7 protein-coding genes and 4 pseudogenes are annotated in these 16,261 nt (G+C 59.0%); 9 read left to right on the forward strand and 2 right to left on the reverse strand.

Annotated features, from left to right (window positions below):
- Positions 1-829 precede the first annotated feature (829 nt).
- A pseudogene (locus N2597_RS31800) lies at positions 830-1,377 on the reverse strand (transposase); the annotation flags it as partial.
- 654 nt (positions 1,378-2,031) lie between these two features.
- On the opposite strand from N2597_RS31800, the gene tssK reads away from it, so the two are divergent.
- The 8 genes and pseudogenes from tssK (at position 2,032) to N2597_RS31835 (ending at position 14,122) form a co-directional block, all read left to right on the forward strand.
- On the forward strand, positions 2,032-3,387 hold the full coding sequence (gene tssK / locus N2597_RS31805; RefSeq protein ID WP_010069402.1) for a type VI secretion system baseplate subunit TssK: 1,356 nt from the start codon (positions 2,032-2,034) through the stop codon (positions 3,385-3,387).
- A 7-nt stretch (positions 3,388-3,394) separates the two neighbouring features.
- Positions 3,395-4,615, forward strand: a complete 1,221-nt coding sequence (locus tag N2597_RS33775) for a type VI secretion system-associated FHA domain protein (protein ID WP_012489523.1) — start codon at positions 3,395-3,397, stop codon at positions 4,613-4,615.
- On the forward strand, positions 4,615-5,904 hold the full coding sequence (gene icmH / locus N2597_RS31810; protein WP_012489524.1) for a type IVB secretion system protein IcmH/DotU: 1,290 nt from the start codon (positions 4,615-4,617) through the stop codon (positions 5,902-5,904). The genes N2597_RS33775 and icmH overlap by 1 nt, the downstream gene beginning before the upstream one ends.
- 9 nt (positions 5,905-5,913) lie before the next feature.
- A complete protein-coding gene (gene tssM / locus N2597_RS31815; protein WP_029875555.1) occupies positions 5,914-9,519 on the forward strand; it encodes a type VI secretion system membrane subunit TssM in 3,606 nt (1,201 codons plus the stop codon).
- Positions 9,520-9,815: 296 nt separating this feature from the next.
- The gene (locus N2597_RS31820; RefSeq protein WP_012489526.1) at positions 9,816-11,432 is read left to right on the forward strand and encodes a hypothetical protein; all 1,617 of its coding nucleotides are present in this window, start codon (positions 9,816-9,818) and stop codon (positions 11,430-11,432) included.
- A 99-nt stretch (positions 11,433-11,531) separates the two neighbouring features.
- Positions 11,532-11,770: pseudogene (locus N2597_RS31825) on the forward strand (SIR2 family protein); the annotation flags it as partial.
- An 823-nt stretch (positions 11,771-12,593) separates the two neighbouring features.
- Positions 12,594-12,920 (forward strand): annotated as a pseudogene (locus tag N2597_RS31830) (carbamoyltransferase N-terminal domain-containing protein); the annotation flags it as partial.
- 191 nt (positions 12,921-13,111) lie between these two features.
- Positions 13,112-14,122 (forward strand): LysR family transcriptional regulator, encoded by a 1,011-nt coding sequence (locus N2597_RS31835; protein WP_029875556.1) that lies wholly within the window; start codon positions 13,112-13,114, stop codon positions 14,120-14,122.
- Positions 14,123-14,332: 210 nt separating this feature from the next.
- On the opposite strand, the pseudogene N2597_RS31840 reads toward N2597_RS31835, so the two are convergent.
- Positions 14,333-14,890 (reverse strand): annotated as a pseudogene (locus N2597_RS31840) (radical SAM protein); the annotation flags it as partial.
- 781 nt (positions 14,891-15,671) lie between these two features.
- Here N2597_RS31840 and N2597_RS33870 point away from each other — a divergent pair.
- Positions 15,672-16,052: a nuclear transport factor 2 family protein gene (locus tag N2597_RS33870; protein ID WP_335723779.1), complete on the forward strand. Its 381-nt coding sequence runs from the start codon at positions 15,672-15,674 to the stop codon at positions 16,050-16,052.
- Positions 16,053-16,261: the final 209 nt, after the last annotated feature.

The following is a 16,261-nucleotide window of genomic DNA, read 5'->3' on the forward strand; positions in this document are numbered from 1 at the left end:
GCCACTTGATCGACACGCGCCACTGAAGACTGCGCTCTTTGATCCGCTGGGTGCCGGCCCTCATCCGGCCGCGAAGAGCCCTGCCCCTTAGTCCGAGGGTCCCTGTCAACCATGCTCACCCCCCTGGGATATGGCCTTCAGGAAACAAGGGGTCAGCTGTCGGGCACCGACTGCTGACGGAAGGTCAGAATTTATCAGGGGCTCAAGCGACTTAACCAGAGTGCAAGGGGCGCGACTGCGACCATCGACCGCTCCAGCTTGCCGAGCCTCGTTCGGACGCCGCTCAATCACCGTGGGTCCCGTTTTTTGCTGTTGTGGCATGGGGCGGCTCTGCGGAATCGAGCTCAGGTGACGGGAGGCCGGCAGATCCCGAAGACATGGCCAGGCCGTTGATAACTGGTAGCGTAAACGCATCATTGCAGCAGAACCTCAAAAACCACGGAGAAGAGCCCGCGATTCAAACTAGCGCAGTCCCGGTATTGGATTGCATGCACAGGTGATATGCTCGCATCCGGTTAGTGAGCGGCTATGGCGCAGCTCCTGCGTGAACCCATAACGACAGCGGCGATCCTTCGAGAGATGCAGCGACGACCCGTTCTCCAGACCGGAGGTCCGTGCTTGATGTGGCGATCGGCACGGATTGCTATCAACGCTGACGGCCGCCGGTGCCGCGCAAGCCGGTTACGACGAAACATCGACATGATCTCTTCTATGGTGGGATTGGCCCAACGATACCAGGGTAGTGGCAACTGTCGCCAATTGCGGCGCCAGTGAGGTCGGCCTTCGTCTTCGAACTCCTTGCTGGCTTCCGCTAAACAACGCGGCCTTATCACAAAAGGCTGGGAGATTTAACGATGATCCCGGCATCCGGACTTCTGCGCATTGCCGGCCGGTAATAGCGCGAAAGACTTGCAGCAATCGCAGCGCCGGCGGCACCCGTGACTAGTATCCGCACTGCCTGGCCCGTAACAATGCGCTGTGACCAGCGGAAGCCGATCTCGTGGAAAGACAAGGCATGCTGCGGGCTGATATGATGAAAGACGCCGGCAATGGTGCGGCGGACCCGGGACTTGAAACCTCCCACCGAGTGGACGGCGACTTGGACGAATTCGCGGCTCGAATGCTTTACGTTCTCATGCGTAGCAAAGCTCTTGCCAATCGCCATGAACGCCTCACCGCCCATCAGGCAGGTTGCGGTTCGATCCCTTTCGCCGTCGCGCGCCCTGCATGTATCGAAAGGCCTTTTCGGCCCCGTCCAGGCGGTAGACCGTCCGGATCCATTCTCGGTCGCTCACCGAGATGAAAACGGTCGATCTCCACCGTGCCATCTTGCATGTGCTCGCGCGCCAACATGAGGCGCAGCGCATATCCCATTCGCTAGCTATTGGGCATCACCAAATGTGGAAATGCCTATCTTCGCCGCATGAATGATCCATGCCGCCAGGGCTGCTATCCCGCACCTGGCGCGAACCGGGACTGCAACCGGTTCGTGGATCGTGTCCAGGAGGTGGTTCTCTAATCGCTAAACTGGTCGTCAAGGTGCTTTAGGGGCGGCGGCGCGTGAAGACGATGTTGGCGGCGGCACTGCCTCAGCGTATTCAGGAACATTTTCGACGAGGCAATGCGCATCACGTGTCACCTTGCCTGTTGCGCTGCTCTTTTGGCCCCGTACTTGCGGCGCCGGGTCTCAAGGCTTCCGGGCGGTCATTTGCGAGATTCATCCCGTACGAGTGACAGGACAGGCGAATTGGCGCGTTGTAGGTCAGTGTGAACATGAACGACCAATAAGGCTCTGAGGGCAACGGGCTACTGAGCGACAGTCTAGATGAGACCCCTTGCTTGTCGCGCTGCAAGGGGGCTCATGACCAATCCTGATGAGCTTCGGCGCTTGCATATCTGAGCTGTCCCGACACGCGATGCCCTTCTACCAGCGCATTGTTGGATATCAGATGTGCATGCAAGGGGGCAGTGAAGCTCTGCTACTTTTACGGAGAAAGCCGTTCTGTCAGGTGGACGCGAGGCGAGTCTTGAATGTCGTGGAATAATAGGGTCGTCTGGTCGGAGGGCTTGTTCCTCCGCCCGCAGCATTTTCAGCAGGCCGATCGTCACGTCGAACAGCTGGTGCGCAGCAGGACGGCGGTTTTGCATGGGTACGGGTGGGGTATCAGCGAGCTGCGGCTCAATCGAGAGCTGCTTGGTCTCGGTAAGATCGCCATCGAAGCGGCTCGCGGCGTCTTGGAGGACGGGATGCCCTTCAGTATTCCTGACGAAGCCAACCAGCCAACTCCCTACGACGTTCCGCCGGATTTTCGAGATTCGCTTATTCACTTGGCGGTACCGTTTTATCAACCCGGCGCTCTTGAAACCGACGCGCAAGCGGGAATTGACGTACCTATCCGCTTCGCAGTCTCCACTGAGGATGTTGTCGACACCAACGCTGGCGAGCGAGGCAGCGCCTCCATCGACGTAGCGAGGCTGGATTTTCGACTGCTGCCGGACGCGGCAGACCGGTCTGGCTACACTTGCATCCCAATCGCCCGTATCATAGAGGTCCGGGCCGACCGACAGATCATTCTGGACGAAACGCACGTGCCGCCAACCCCCGACTGCGCCAGCTCCCGGGTCCTCTCGAACTACATCACTGAGATCACCGGCCTGCTTCACCATCGTGGTGAAGCTCTGGCCACTCGGGTCTCCCAGTCGGGAACGAACCGGGTTGCAGAGCTCGCGGACTTCCTTCTGCTGCAGGCGATCAATCGGTACGAGCCGTACTTCTGCCACCTATCCAAGGCCGCCGTTGTAAATCCGGAATCGCTGTATGTTCTCATGCTCCAGTTGGCGGGTGAACTAGCCACGTTCGCCCGCGTCGATAAACGTGCCCCGACCCTTGGTGTTTACAAGCACGACTCTCTCGCGGAGGCGTTTTTGCCAGTGATGCAGTCGATCCGGGCTTCGCTGGGTGCAGTGATTGAGCAGACTGCGGTCCCCGTACCGCTGCAGCGGCAAAAATACGGTGTCCATGTGGCCGAGGTGGCCGACCGCTCTCTCTTTACGACCTCGAGCTTCGTGCTGGCTGCTCGGGCTGATATTGAGGTCGAGCGCCTCCGGCGCGAGTTCCCGTCTCAGATTAAGATCGGCCCGGCGGAGAAAATCACGGAACTCGTCAATGTCGCACTGCCCGGCATTATCATCAATCCCCTACCGGTCGCGCCGCGTCAGATCCCGTTCCATGTTGGATTCAGCTATTTCGAGATCGATCAAAATAGCCGCTTCTGGAAGGATATGCCCCAATCCGCCGGCTTGGCGCTGCACGTTGCTGGCGACTTCCCAAATCTCGAAATGGCTCTCTGGGCCATCCGAGCCGGACAGAACCCACATTTGAGTTAGCCCACCAATGCCCCTCACGCTACGTGTACACAGCAATAGATGTAGTTTTCCGGAATATCTCGTGCCGGGCGACGCGGCTGGTGGACTGACTACCAGCCGAGCAGGCAACAGCCTGGTTCTGCCGGATGATCAGCAGATGGTCTCGAAATCCCACTGCTCAATCGAGTGCATGGCACGGCGATACGTACTGATCGACCGAGGCCGCGACGACACATGTCAAAATGACGAGGCGATGCCGCTTCCGTCAGAGGCGCCGGTCGCCCGGAAAACCAGCGATGTTATTCAGATCGGCGCCTATATGACCGATGTCGTCGCGGTGTCGCCTTCGATATCCATTGCGGAGAGTGCCGCCGAACCGGAGGGACAACTTGCAGCGACAAGTGAGGAGTTGAGTCTTCTTGGCCCCCTCGAAACGGCCTCGTCGCTCCTGGCGGGCAATTGCACCCGGGGTGAAGAAGCGCTGCTGGACCTGAGGGACGGCGAGTTCCTACCATTGCCGTTCTTAGGCACTCGTTTAGACGCGCTGGCGGGCATGATGAGAAGTCCGTGGGATATCTACGCAGACAGTGTGCCAGATCGGGCCCCCATCTTGACGCAACCCAAGGTGGAGCAATCATCTCGCCAAGAATCATCGAGCGGCGGTCACGGCTTTCCTTGCCGCCTGCGGCTTATCATTGGCAGATGTCCGGAATGCCGGCATCGTAAGCGTGCTGGATCGTGCAGGGAAAATGCTTCTGTATTCCGCCGCGCTGCACAGCATACTCTCCGAGCGAGAGCTGGCGAACAATTATTCAGAAATAAGAGTTCCGACGAAAAAACCCTGAGTCTCGTTCCCGATGTCGGTGAGGCGTTGCGCGCAGTTCTGTGCAATGACTCCAGCGGGTCCCTCCGCGGAGACCCGGCCGTTGAGCAAGCCTTCACCGACCGTGGGACGCATGACGTGTCATTCGCGGCTGTGCAGAAGGCTCTGTCCAGCGTCCGTGCACGCTTGTCCCTAGCAGGGATCGAGAAGGCGATGGGGCGGCCCCGTTCCCTTTTGCACCGCAACCATAAGGCGCGAAACCGGAGTGCGTACGTGCGCGTCTTCAATGACGTCGTATCGAGCATCGAAACCGATTTGCTCCGGAGCTTCGGCGCCGACTTCGCGCGCCCAGTGCGAGAGCGTAGTCGACCCGCCCGCCGATCCCACGATGAGAGCGTCCGCTCCGAAGGGAAGTGGGCGGGTTGATGATGGTGATTGAGGAAACGATGCCAAAATCCCAGCCACTCGTCCTCCTTCACGCCGAGGAGCAGTTGGCTGTCCCTTCGCCGTCATCGCCAGTGGCGGACGAACTTACCTGGGAGATGCTTGCGCTCGACCGACTTAATCCACTGGTCGCGGCCGCGGCGGCGCTGCTGGGTCTCAGCGCTCAGCTCAAGAGCAGTGCTAGCCATATCGACGTTGAAGCACTGCGCCTTAGGGTGCTGCGGGAGATCGATGCTTTTGAGCGTCGGATCACGCCGCTCGGATTGCCCTCGCGAGCGATCAAGGTCTGCAAATACGCCCTCTGCGCGACCATCGATGACATCGTTCTGAACACAGCCTGGGGCAGCAACAGCGTCTGGACGACGCGCAGCTTGGTGGGATCGCTGTTCAGCGATACCTGGGGCGGCGAGCGCTTCTTCGATCTGCTGACGCAATTGAAAAATGAACCGGCCATCAATATAGAACTGCTGGAGCTGCTCTACTACTGCATGAGGTTGGGCTTCGAAGGCCGCTACCGCGTCACTGCGGGAGGAGCCGCAGAGCTCAGTGTGCTGTGCGAAGACGTCTACCGCCTGATCCGAGCAGCCCGTGGTGACTTCGAGCGCGAACTATCCCCGCACTGGCGGAGGAACTCAAATAATCCGAAGCCACGCCGCACAATCGTTCCAATCTGGGCCGTCGTAGCGTTTGGGGCAGGATTACTCCTCTCGATCTATACCGGACTCCTGCATGCATTAAATGCCCGCGCCGACGCTGTCTTCAACGATATCGCGACATTGCCGCCGAACGGCGTTGTCAGATCGGCGAGAATCGCATTGCCACCAAAGGTTGTTATGAGCAGCGACCGACTGCGTAACTTCCTCGAGCCCGAAATCCGCGAAGGGCTTGTCACTGTGTCCGAGGACCCACAGCAGATCGTCGTTATCATTCGCGCCTCCGGGATGTTCGATTCTGCTAGTCCGGAAGTGAAGAAAATGTTCCTGCCGCTTCTTTTACGAATTGGTCGTTCTCTGAACGGTGAGTCGGGATCGGTCCTCCTGACCGGGCACACCGACGCCATTCCGGTGCAATCACTCGCCTTCCCTTCAAACGATTCCCTTTCGCTCGCGCGTGCGAGCGCAGCTGCCGAGATTATCAAATCCATGATGGATGACCCAGGCCGCGTGCGAGAAGAGGGCAGAGGGAGCGGAGAACCGGTCGCTTCGAACCACACGCCCGAGGGCCGCGCGCGGAACCGTCGGATTCAAATCATCATCACAAAGACACAATGAAGACAAGCCATGCAGTCAATCAAGAAAGCGCTTAGGTGGCAATGGCTCCGTGTCGGCGGGGCGGCGATCGTATGTGCCTTAATCTTCACGCTCGGACCGCATATCTCGGTCGGAGGATTTGCGCCGCTTGACAGCCTTCGCAGCCAGATCGCGGCATCGATGCTGATTCCGGTCGGATACACCGTGATCTACTTGATCCAGTCCCAGCTTTACAAGGTTCAGGCCTATTTTGAAGACCTCGTCCAATCACGAGTGTCGGGAGCGCTGGACGCGGGTGGGGCCGAGCAGAAGAAGGGAGACCCAAGGCCTTCCGACCGAAGTGTGGGGCAAGCCAGCACGCTTGCTGAAAGAGAGCTGGAGGCGATTCGTCATCGTTTCCGCGAGACCCTTACCACACTCAAGGGGCGCCGCTACGCAGGAGGTATCAGCAGGCGGTGGCTCTATCAGCGGCCCTGGTATGTGATGATCGGTCCGCCCAACTCGGGGAAGACCACAGCAATAGTCAATTCCGGGCTCAGCTTTCCGATGGCGGCGAGGTCCGGTCTGAGAGCCGCCGGTGGGTTAGCGGGTACGGAAAACTGCGACTGGTGGATCACCGATGACGCGGTGTTCGTCGACACTGCTGGGCGCTACACGATACAGGAGGGTGATGCAGACCGGGACAAAGCGGTTTGGCGTGGCTTGCTTCGTATGCTCAGACGCTCCCGGCCACGGCAGCCGCTGAACGGTGCCTTAGTCACGATCGCAATCAGCGAGCTGAATTCTACATCCGAGGAAGTGCTCGCCGATCGCGCGCGCTGTATCCGTGAGCGGCTCCTCGAAGTGTACAGGGAGCTTCGCCTGCAACTGCCGATTTATGTGCTTTTCACTAAGAGCGATCTGCTGGCGGGATTTGTTGAATTCTTCGACGATCTGGGTCGCGAGGGGCGGGAGGCGGTGTGGGGGTTCACCTTTGCGCAAGAGGCGTCGGAGGACGAAGGCGATCCGATGGCGTTTGCCGCAGCATACGATGCGCTTGTTGGCCGCCTAAACGAAAGGCTGCTTGAACGAATGCAGCACGAAAGCAACCTCCAGCGTCGTGCGCTCATGTTCGGCTTCCCACAGCAGGTCGCTAGCCTCAAGCACCTGACGCAACAGTTCTTGAAGGAAGCCTTTGGCGGGAATTCGTTCCAGGAACCGCTTATGCTCCGCGGCGTCTACTTCTTAAGCGGCACGCAAATTGGCATGCCCTTCGATCGAGTTGCGAACGCCAGATCTCAGACCTTCGAGATCGCTCAGCCGCCCTGTACAGCGCTTCGTGGCCCGGGCCGTAATTATTTCATCAGCCGGCTGCTGCGCGAAGTCGTTTTCGCCGAAGCTGGGCTCGTCGATGCCAATCACCGCTTCGATCGGCGCCAGCGGCGGATCCGGTATGGCGCCTACACGACGATAGCGGCGGTCATTGTTACCGCCAGCGTCTTATGGACGTTCAGCTATATTCGGAATGTTCAGCTGATCGAGAGCGTTCGCCTAATGGCTGGCAGCTATGCCAGAGGGGCTGAAAAGCTGAAGCTCGACCGGGTTGAGAGTGGCGATCTTCGACCCATCCTGCCACTGCTTCAGCGGCTGCGTGATGCCAACGGCGACAGCGCGGGCGGCCGCCTATCAAGTTCGGGTCTCGACCAGAGTAAGAAAATCAAGGTTCAGACGCTCGCGGCGTACCGCCGCGCCGTGAACACCATCCTGCTGCCGCGGCTGATGTTCCGGTTGGAAACCTTATTGGTCGAGCGGCACGACGATGATCAGTTCGTCTACCAGGCGTTAAAGGTTTACCTGATGCTGGGTCAGCAGGGTCCGCTCCAGCGCGCGGTCGTCAAAAACTGGATGGCTGCCGACTGGCGAGTGATGTTTCCGGCCGAAGCCGATGCCGGCCTGCGCAGCGCGCTCGCTGATCACCTGGATGCACTCATGGAAGGGCCGCTGCCCCATAGTGAGCTTAATGGCGAACTGATCGAGAGGAGCCGCGCGAAGCTCCAGACCGTCTCGATGGCGCGCCGCGTCCTCGACATCATCGCGACCAGTCCCGAAGCCTCGCGGGCGCCAACCTGGCGTCTGGCCGACCATGCCGGGCCGCTGGCGCAGGGCGTCCTGGCTCGCAAATCGGGACAGCCGCTCAGCGAGGGGGTTCCTGGCATCTACACGAGGGCGGGGTTTTACGGAACCTTCCTGCGATTGCTGCCGCAAGTGGCTGACGCTGTCGCTGCAGAAGGCTGGGTTCTCGACTCACAGGTAGTCGCGCCGATTGCAGCCGGTGATGTGAGCCAGAAGCTGCGGCGTTCGGCGGCGGATCTCTACGCTCAGGAGTTCGCGTTGCGCTGGGACCAGCTCATTGGCGATATGTCCATCCGCCCGTCTGGGGGTATCGATGACGCGCTGCGCACCTTGAACACGCTGTCCGCGCCGACGTCACCAATGCGCCTGTTCCTTTTCGCGGCGGCGCAGGAGCTAAAGCTCAAGCAACCACCGGCTCCCGAGGACGGCTTGACGAAAGGTGACAGTGTCCCCCAGGGCGAGGTGTTGCCAAGCGAGCTCGAGGCACTGTTCCGGTCTCAACCGGCCGCGGACACGCCTGAAGCTCACGTCCAGCTCTATATGGGCGATCATTTCCGGTGGCTGCACCAGCTGGTCGAAGTGCCGTCGAACAGCCAAGCGGGCGCGCAGGCGCCGATCGACAGTGCTCTCCGGGATCTCGGCGAACTGTATCGCTCCCTCAGCCAGGCGCAGGGGCTGGCGGGTTCGAACATCTTGGAACACAACGGGCAGGCGGGCGTCGCCATCCAACAGATCGAGGCGGGGGCGGCCGATCTGCCCGAACCCATCCGGCAATGGATCCTCGGCCTCAGCCGCCACAGCTCGGACCTAACCGTCAGCGGCATGAGGCGCGGGTTGGCGAGCGGTTGGGCGGGCGGCCCCGGCGATTTGTGCCGACGGGCTACCGAAGGACGGTATCCCTTCGCGAGCGGATCCCGCCGGGATATCCCTTTGAGCGATTTCGCCCGGCTGTTCGGCCGCAAGGCGGAGATCGACACTTTCTTCGCCGAGAACCTTTCCCCATTCGTCGACAAATCCAAAGGTTCGTGGCAGTTTCGGCCAACGAGCGGTGTCGATTTCCCTATCGGCCGCAATACCTTGGCCCAGTTCCAACGGGCAGCCACGATCCGCGACACCATGTTCGATGATGCCGGCCAGGTGTCAGTTGGATTCCTGCTCACCGTCGCCGAGACCGATCCGTTGACAGACCAGGTGGTGGTAGACATCGACGGCCAGCGCCTCGAACATCGACGAGGAACGGCCGCCGCGGCCATGCATTTCCATTGGCCTACGGCCGGCGGCGTCGGCGGCGCTTCCGTCGCTTTCATCGGTTTTCAAGGCGCCACCCTCTCCAGGAGCGGCCATTGGGCGCTGTTTCGCCTCTTAAATGAGGCGGATAAGCAGCCATTGGGAGGAGGGGACCTTATTCAGGTACGACTGGTGTCCGGTCGCCATTGGGCGGTTTTTAACCTCCAGCCTGACAGCGTGATGAGCCCGTTGTCCCGCAATCTGCTGTCAGAATTCCGATGTCCAGATTTCTTATGAACGCCGGGATAGCATCCGACTGGCGCTGGGAAAGCCCTATGGGGTCACGAGACGCCCACGCAGGTCTGCGGCGGGAGAGGTCGGCATGTCGGTTGCCGGCCGGATCGGAGGCGGTCACGGCTGCGACTGGCGGCGATCGTCGCTTGATCTCGGCGCGCCGCTTTCCCGCTCGACTAGACCGCTGGAGAGCGCGGTCACCTCCATCAGGCAGATCTTCGGGAAGTTGGGTGATCAGATCCTGTCCCACCCTATCAACCGACGTACACTGATCTAGAACAGGAAACTGGAGAGATATAATGGCCGGAATGAAGCACAATAGGACAAGAGCGAAGAAATTTCTGCAGTTGATCGACCAGACGAAGAACAGAGCGGATTTGGAGTTCTGCTTTGCGGTCGGCACGGTTGGCGATCTGCGGAAGCCTGCTGTCCTGGTGAGTAAGAAAAAGCTCAATGGATTGGCACAAACTTTGAAAAACATGCCTTTTGAAGATGATGAGGATAGTAGTAAGGAGAACTTTTCGCTTCTGCGGAGAGGCACGGGCAGGATGAACGAAAACGGCGTTATCCTCGTCAAGTTGGCTGATGGTGGAAAGGCCGGGTTCCCGCAGGTCCAAAAGGTGATGAAGAAGTATTTCGTGAACTTCCGCATGAGGTTGCCTGACATGCAGGAAGCAGGAATCTTAACTGAAGAAGACATTCAGCAGTTTGAGATGAACGCCGAGGAGAACTCCCAATTTCTTCCACCCGACGACTCTGAAGAATTCAATCGGCCGATGACGGCGCTCGATAGCGCGGAAGGGAACTCTGCAGGGAGTGTTGAAGAAACTGAAGAGAGAAGCAAGCGTGAAGGCGGGGCTGAGCTCCTGGAGCAGCTTCTCCCGGAAGTGAAGGAGGGCATTGCCGCCGCGGCCGCGACCATTTCCAATCACGCAGTAAGTCTCAGCGCGCAAATTGGCGCGGGACAGACCGCAGAGTTGTCCCATCTGACCACGAAGATCGCGGATTGGCTGCAACGTGTGCTGGCTGCGACGCCTCCGGAAGAGCAGGAGGCAACGCTGCACAACTTCGCCGGCCGACTTCTGTTGATGCTGGCCTATCCTGAGAATCTGCGAAATCTTCAATATGTGGATGACATGCCCGATGGGGCGGGGCAGGGCGAGACAAACGGCGACCGCCGCGAAGAGGTCGTGGTGAATGGGATCGATCTGAACAGAGTTCCAACGGGCGCTCTCGATCAAGACGAGGTAGTAGAGTCCTTGTTCCGTCTGATCAAGGCAAAGGCTCAGGAGCGACAGCTTTCTTATCCGCTAGAGAACGCGAATTCTGAGAGGATTGCGAAGATAGTGTCGTCGCAATGGCCGAAGGAACTAGGCGATGCAGCCCGTAGGCGCGCGGTTGTGGAGCGTCTGATCGCAGCGGTGGTCCCGCGGCTCGGTAACGATGATCAACTTCTGGTCCTTCTTGGCATCGCAGACCAGCCCGAAAGGACCAAATCCATCGAGAACTCGGTCGAAAGTATCATAGCTATATGGCAGGCTCATCTCGACACTGCCTTGACGCTGCGGGATGAGGTAAAGAGCAAGATCAACCAGATGGTCGATGTGGAAGCCCGCGGCGGAACGTGGAGGTATGTCGACGACATCTTCCTGCAGTTCGGAGGAGAGCTTTCAGATCAGCTCTCCGCCATCACCGAACGCAACGGTGAGGCACTGTCGAGCGCGACCGAGCGTGTCCGAACCACAGTCCAGAAGAAGCTCGATTATCTCAACGGCAGCGACATTGTAGCCATGCTTGACAATCCTCCAATCGACATCGGTCCGGGCACTATAGGGCAGACGCTGCGGGAAGGGCTCGCGGCCATCACCGATGGACTGAAGCGCATCGAAACCTCGCGCGCCGCGCCCGCCGCGTAATAATCGCCTGTCTCGATGCCGGCCGACCCACCGGAAGGCCGGGCGAGCAGGCCATCAACGGCCTCATCAGCGACGGAAGGAGTTCCGCCGCTCAGGTGGGTCAGCGAAGCGGTGAAGGAGCGGCGCACCAACAGAGGCTCTTCTTCATCGGCTGCCGCTTCAACGACCAGATGCTGCGCACCTACGCCCGACGGATCATGACGCGATCCAACGCACCACGTTTTGCGGTGCTGGATGCGGCAGCGCCGACCAACAACCAACGCCGTTTCCTTGCAGCAAGCCCGATCACGCTTATCGACGTGCCGACTGGCGAAGCTGCGGCTAGGTTTATCGGCTGAAAACCAGAGTAGAGAAGGAGTGTTGCGGGTACGACGATACACGAGGATTTCGGAGGTCGGTCGTCGGCACCGACGTCGGAGGCGGATTTGCCGTAAACGTTGATCATCACGGCCGCTGTTTGAAAGTGCCGCTCGCCTTGCTATGAATCCACCCATTCCTTTTTGCACGCATTCCATCCACAAAAACGATTTTACTGCTCAAAACGATTGCCCTTAGAAAACGCTGAAGAGCGCTGTGTAGATTATGTGGAGTTCTAAAAAAATGGGTCCTCAGGTGCGGAGACGATGCTGGAAATTCGACCTGGAGCCCTCTGTCAGTTGCCTGGCCTCGATTGTTATCTTACGCTGGTCGTGATCGGGCAGAATCTTCACCGTTGCTTCTCCCGTTTCAGTGCTGATAGGGCTCTCACAAGAAGCACTGTTCCCTGGTCGACTAACCTGTGAGTGCATCTCCCACAATCACTAGAAGCCAGAGCAGGCGCGCTCGCAGCCGCGAGGACTTGGTCTGCGCCTTTTGCAGGGCCACCAAACCTCGTGATGTTTTCTTGCGGCTGTCGGGCCGAAATATGAAGGATTGAGTGATGTGGATAGGTTAGGCAGTTCTGCTGCAAGCGCTTCGGCCCGGGTTTCTGTGCGGCGTCGCAACAATGATCAAGAAGGTTGCGCAGGATCGGTTGTCGGCAATGTCGCCGCGCCGGTCACTAATGGTATCGGCTTCGACCCCGTGAGCTCTAGCTGCACTGTCAAGCGCCACCCTATGAAACTACGAAGGCCGGTGGCCAGGCCAGAGCGACCTACCTTCCGAAACGAACTGGAGAGCAACATGCTGTGTCTAGGGCTCAGTGGCGGTCTAAGCAAAGATTACGAAAATTCGTCCGATCTACCGAGCACCTTTATGCACGATGGGGCTGCGGTTCCCGTTCGCGACGGGCGAGTGATAGCGGCGGTCGAGGAGGAGCGCCTTAACCGGATCAAGCACTCCAACAAGTTACCAACGCGTTCGATTCAATATTGCCTCGCATCTGCAGGTGTTCACCTGAGCGACATCGACCGCATCGCGTATTATGCGACCGAGGCCTATTGCAACGCTGTGCTCGAGCGCGTGCGCCTCTTTCACCCAAGCACCCCAGCATCGGATCCGAGACTGTTGCAACGGGCTCGGGGAAGTCGACACGGGCGCTATATTCCTGTGGGACACCCCGATGTTCCATGTGATCGCCATCGTCACACAGATCTGGCCGCCCCTTGGACGCGTGATGGCACAATGCCATGAGGTTGTCACCCGCGCTCCACCGCCGAGATGAACTCGAAAACGTTGGACCCGGAATTGATTGTTGAGGAATGAACGTCATGAAACGCTATGTAGAAAAAGAGGTGACGGATCAACTCGCTTATAGGCGAAAGATGTTGCAAGATTGGAGAGGAGAGCGCCTCACTGGACACCAGCTAAACCTAGCATCAATAGACCTCAACCTCCTGGTGGCGCTCGAGGCTCTGCTCGAATACCGGAACGTGACGCACGCGGGCCAGCACATCGGGCGGAGTCAACCGGCGATGAGCCGGGCACTGGGAAGGCTGCGCGGCTTGTTCAATGATGATCTCCTGGTGCGGTCTTCAACGGGTTTGATCCCAACGCCGCAAGGCGAACACCTGGCTCAAAGGCTGCCGTCGGCACTGCGTACGATCCGAGAGATGGTGACAAGCCGCAGCCTAATCTCAAAAGAATGGGGGAGGGGGGCAACGCTGGCGATCCCCGATCATCAAGCTTTGGCTGTACTACCGCGCCTCCTGCCGTGGTTACGCGAGCGTGCCCCTCATCTCGACACACTCGCCTGTTTGCCGTTTGATCGTGCCGTGCGGGGGCTTGAGCAAGGTGATATTGATTTGGCCGTTGGGCATATTGACGTGCAACTGCCTGGCTATTTTCGGCGCAGTCTCTATACAGACCGCTTCGCGTGTTTGTTGCGCCACGATCATCCCGCGCTGGCGCAGGAATGGACGATCGACAACTTCGCGACCTTGCGTCACGCTGCCATCAGTACGGACTCCCCCGACCATTTCGGCCCGATCTACGACCACTTGCCCAACCTGCGAGCGGATCGTAGTCCCATACTTTTTTCCAGCGTTCTCACGGCAGCGGTGGTAGCTTCGGCAACGGATTTGGTATTGCTCGTCCCGCGCCGCGTTGCGACCCAAGTTTCCGCGATGCTGCCGCTTAGGGTTGTTGATCCACCCCTCGAGCCGGCACCGTACAAGGTCATGCTCATCTGGCACGAGCGGTGCCATCACGACCCGCAGCATAAATGGCTGCGCAAGGAGGTCGCCGCAGCGTTGGAGACGGGAGCAGACTGACACAAGAAGCGGTGATCGGGATGCTCCCGAAGCATCAAAGAGAGCAAACGGGGATTTTGCGCGGGGAGATGACCAAGGGCTCAGCGCTGCTGCGCCCGAGAGTGCCAGGCATGTTGGACGAATATCGAGACTTGGATGCCTATGTGCTCGCGGGGTCTGCTTGTATCCGGGCTTCTGCTGAGCTGCGGCTCGGCCCTGCAGTGGCGCGGATATCTTCGCGCCGGCTCTCGGATCGACCATTTTGATGGTGATCGTCAAGTGATCAACATTTATGTCAGCAGGCTCGCCGACACGGTCTGGCACTGCCGGACCGTTGGTTGAAAGACACAGCTTGATATCGGGGACCTCTGTGGCTCCGCGTGCAAATGTCGCCTTTGTCTTCTTCCGGTCATAACAGGCATCGCTTGGTCCGGCGATAAAGAGCACGGAAAGCTGAGGGACTTCATTGGCGACCGCAACGACCTTTCGCAGCGCCTGGTCAGGCGTAGGCCGGCTTTCGTTGGCGCAGTATTTACGATTGCAGTAGTTGCACTGGATATTGCAAGCTGGTGCGGCTACGACGTGCATGCGCGCGAAATAGTAGTGCGCTTTTTCTAAATAGCAGGAAAGGTCCGTGATTTTCTCCCAGACAGCCGGCTCGACGTGGTGCGGCTTTGCGGACGAACCGCACAATGACGCGGCGCAAGCAGTGGACTTCGCTGTGGCCAGCAGTTGGTTCATAGTTGTCGTGCTGGTCAGGTTCTTGAGCGAAATCATTGGTGGGGGCATTAAAGGCTCCGTTGCTGCTTAACGTCGCGGTTCAAGAAGCAAGGGCCATGCCAATGAAAATTGCTTAGGTTTTCAAGTGGTTAGCGTTTTTTGTCCGGTTCCCTCCATTTGCGACCCGACATAGGGTTGTCAGGCATTCGACAATAGACCTACACCGGTAAAATGGCGGCTCGCCTCGAGTGCTTGAGTTGAGGAGGGCAGGTCGGGCCGCTCGACCACACCAGGCTTAGAACTTTCTTTCACCCCGATTTGATGCCCGCGGATGGCATAACCAGCCTAACGTGGGGTGACGCCGAGAGGCGAGCCGCCTGGCCCCAGATTTCTCCCTCGCGTCGATCAGCCGCTCCCGCTCGGTCAGACGAGCCCGATTGGGAGCCAGGCAGGATCGTTCGGATCACAGGCTTTGGAGGAGACTTCGCCGAGACAGGCACCGGCAGCCCCGGCGGCCGCAAACGGGGATCCAGTCGACATTGGGCTCTTTCTGGCGAACTCGTCGACCGCATTGTCGCCGAATGGACCGTTAGCTACCTTCCACACAAGCGCAGAGAGGCCCTGGCTGTTCTTGCAGACAAAATCCAACGCACCAATGGTCCTTGATTGCGCGGGAGTTGCTGTCCTACGCACGCTGTTTGAGTTCACAGACGTTCCCTGGGAAGTGGCATTGCGAGACCAAGTCAAGCGCCGACGGCGCGAATGTCCGTTCGCAGATGCATAGAACGCCATTTTCAACTCAAGACCAGACTTGCGACGGGCCATGGACCACGAAAATGGGTCGAATTGCATGATCGCGAAACGATCCGCGACTGTCCTATCGGTATTGCCGCGGGATAGACGGGCGGACGAGGCGGGGCTGCGCAGCTCCTTCTGGCCTGATGCGCAGGACGTTCACGGAGCGTATACGGGCTCCGCCGAGGGATTCATTGAGTTCACGCTTGGTGTCTTCAAGACCGAACCGCGCAACATCCACCAGATCACCAACGTTCTGATTGAGTTTATCAGCCCGACTGAAGCAGCTGTCGAGAGCTACTTCACTGCGCTCCAACGAGGGCCGGACTGCGGCCGGATCATACGTTGCCAGGTTTCTCCTATGTGGTCGATATTGCGACCATTTTCAGAAAAGGGAAGGGGAGTGGAGAATTGCCGACCGCACAGTGGTCTATGATTGGCTCGAGGAGCAGACACAGCAGGCGGCGTCGCCAGAGATTGAGCGGTTCGGTTTCAGGCAGCCGATCGGAACATCGCATTCTAACGACCCGGTCTATACGCTCGGAAGCGGCAAAGAGCATGAAAGCCGAGGCGGAATAGCGGCGCGTTCAGCTGGTGCCGAACTCTTCTTTTCCGGGACGTGGTGCTAACTTGCTGTCATCTGGC

The organism is Rhizobium sophoriradicis, from assembly GCF_025200795.1.
Lineage (GTDB): Bacteria > Pseudomonadota > Alphaproteobacteria > Rhizobiales > Rhizobiaceae > Rhizobium > Rhizobium sophoriradicis.

Excerpts from the sequence above, each read along its gene's own strand:
- tssK (WP_010069402.1), top strand. The coding sequence starts at position 2,032 with ATGTCGTGGAATAATAGGGTCGTCTGGTCGGAGGGCTTGTTCCTCCGC.
- N2597_RS33775 (WP_012489523.1), top strand. The coding sequence starts at position 3,395 with ATGCCCCTCACGCTACGTGTACACAGCAATAGATGTAGTTTTCCGGAA.
- icmH (WP_012489524.1), top strand. The coding sequence starts at position 4,615 with ATGATGGTGATTGAGGAAACGATGCCAAAATCCCAGCCACTCGTCCTC.
- tssM (WP_029875555.1), top strand. The coding sequence starts at position 5,914 with ATGCAGTCAATCAAGAAAGCGCTTAGGTGGCAATGGCTCCGTGTCGGC.
- N2597_RS31820 (WP_012489526.1), top strand. The coding sequence starts at position 9,816 with ATGGCCGGAATGAAGCACAATAGGACAAGAGCGAAGAAATTTCTGCAG.
- N2597_RS31835 (WP_029875556.1), top strand. The coding sequence starts at position 13,112 with ATGAACGTCATGAAACGCTATGTAGAAAAAGAGGTGACGGATCAACTC.
- N2597_RS33870 (WP_335723779.1), top strand. The coding sequence starts at position 15,672 with ATGATCGCGAAACGATCCGCGACTGTCCTATCGGTATTGCCGCGGGAT.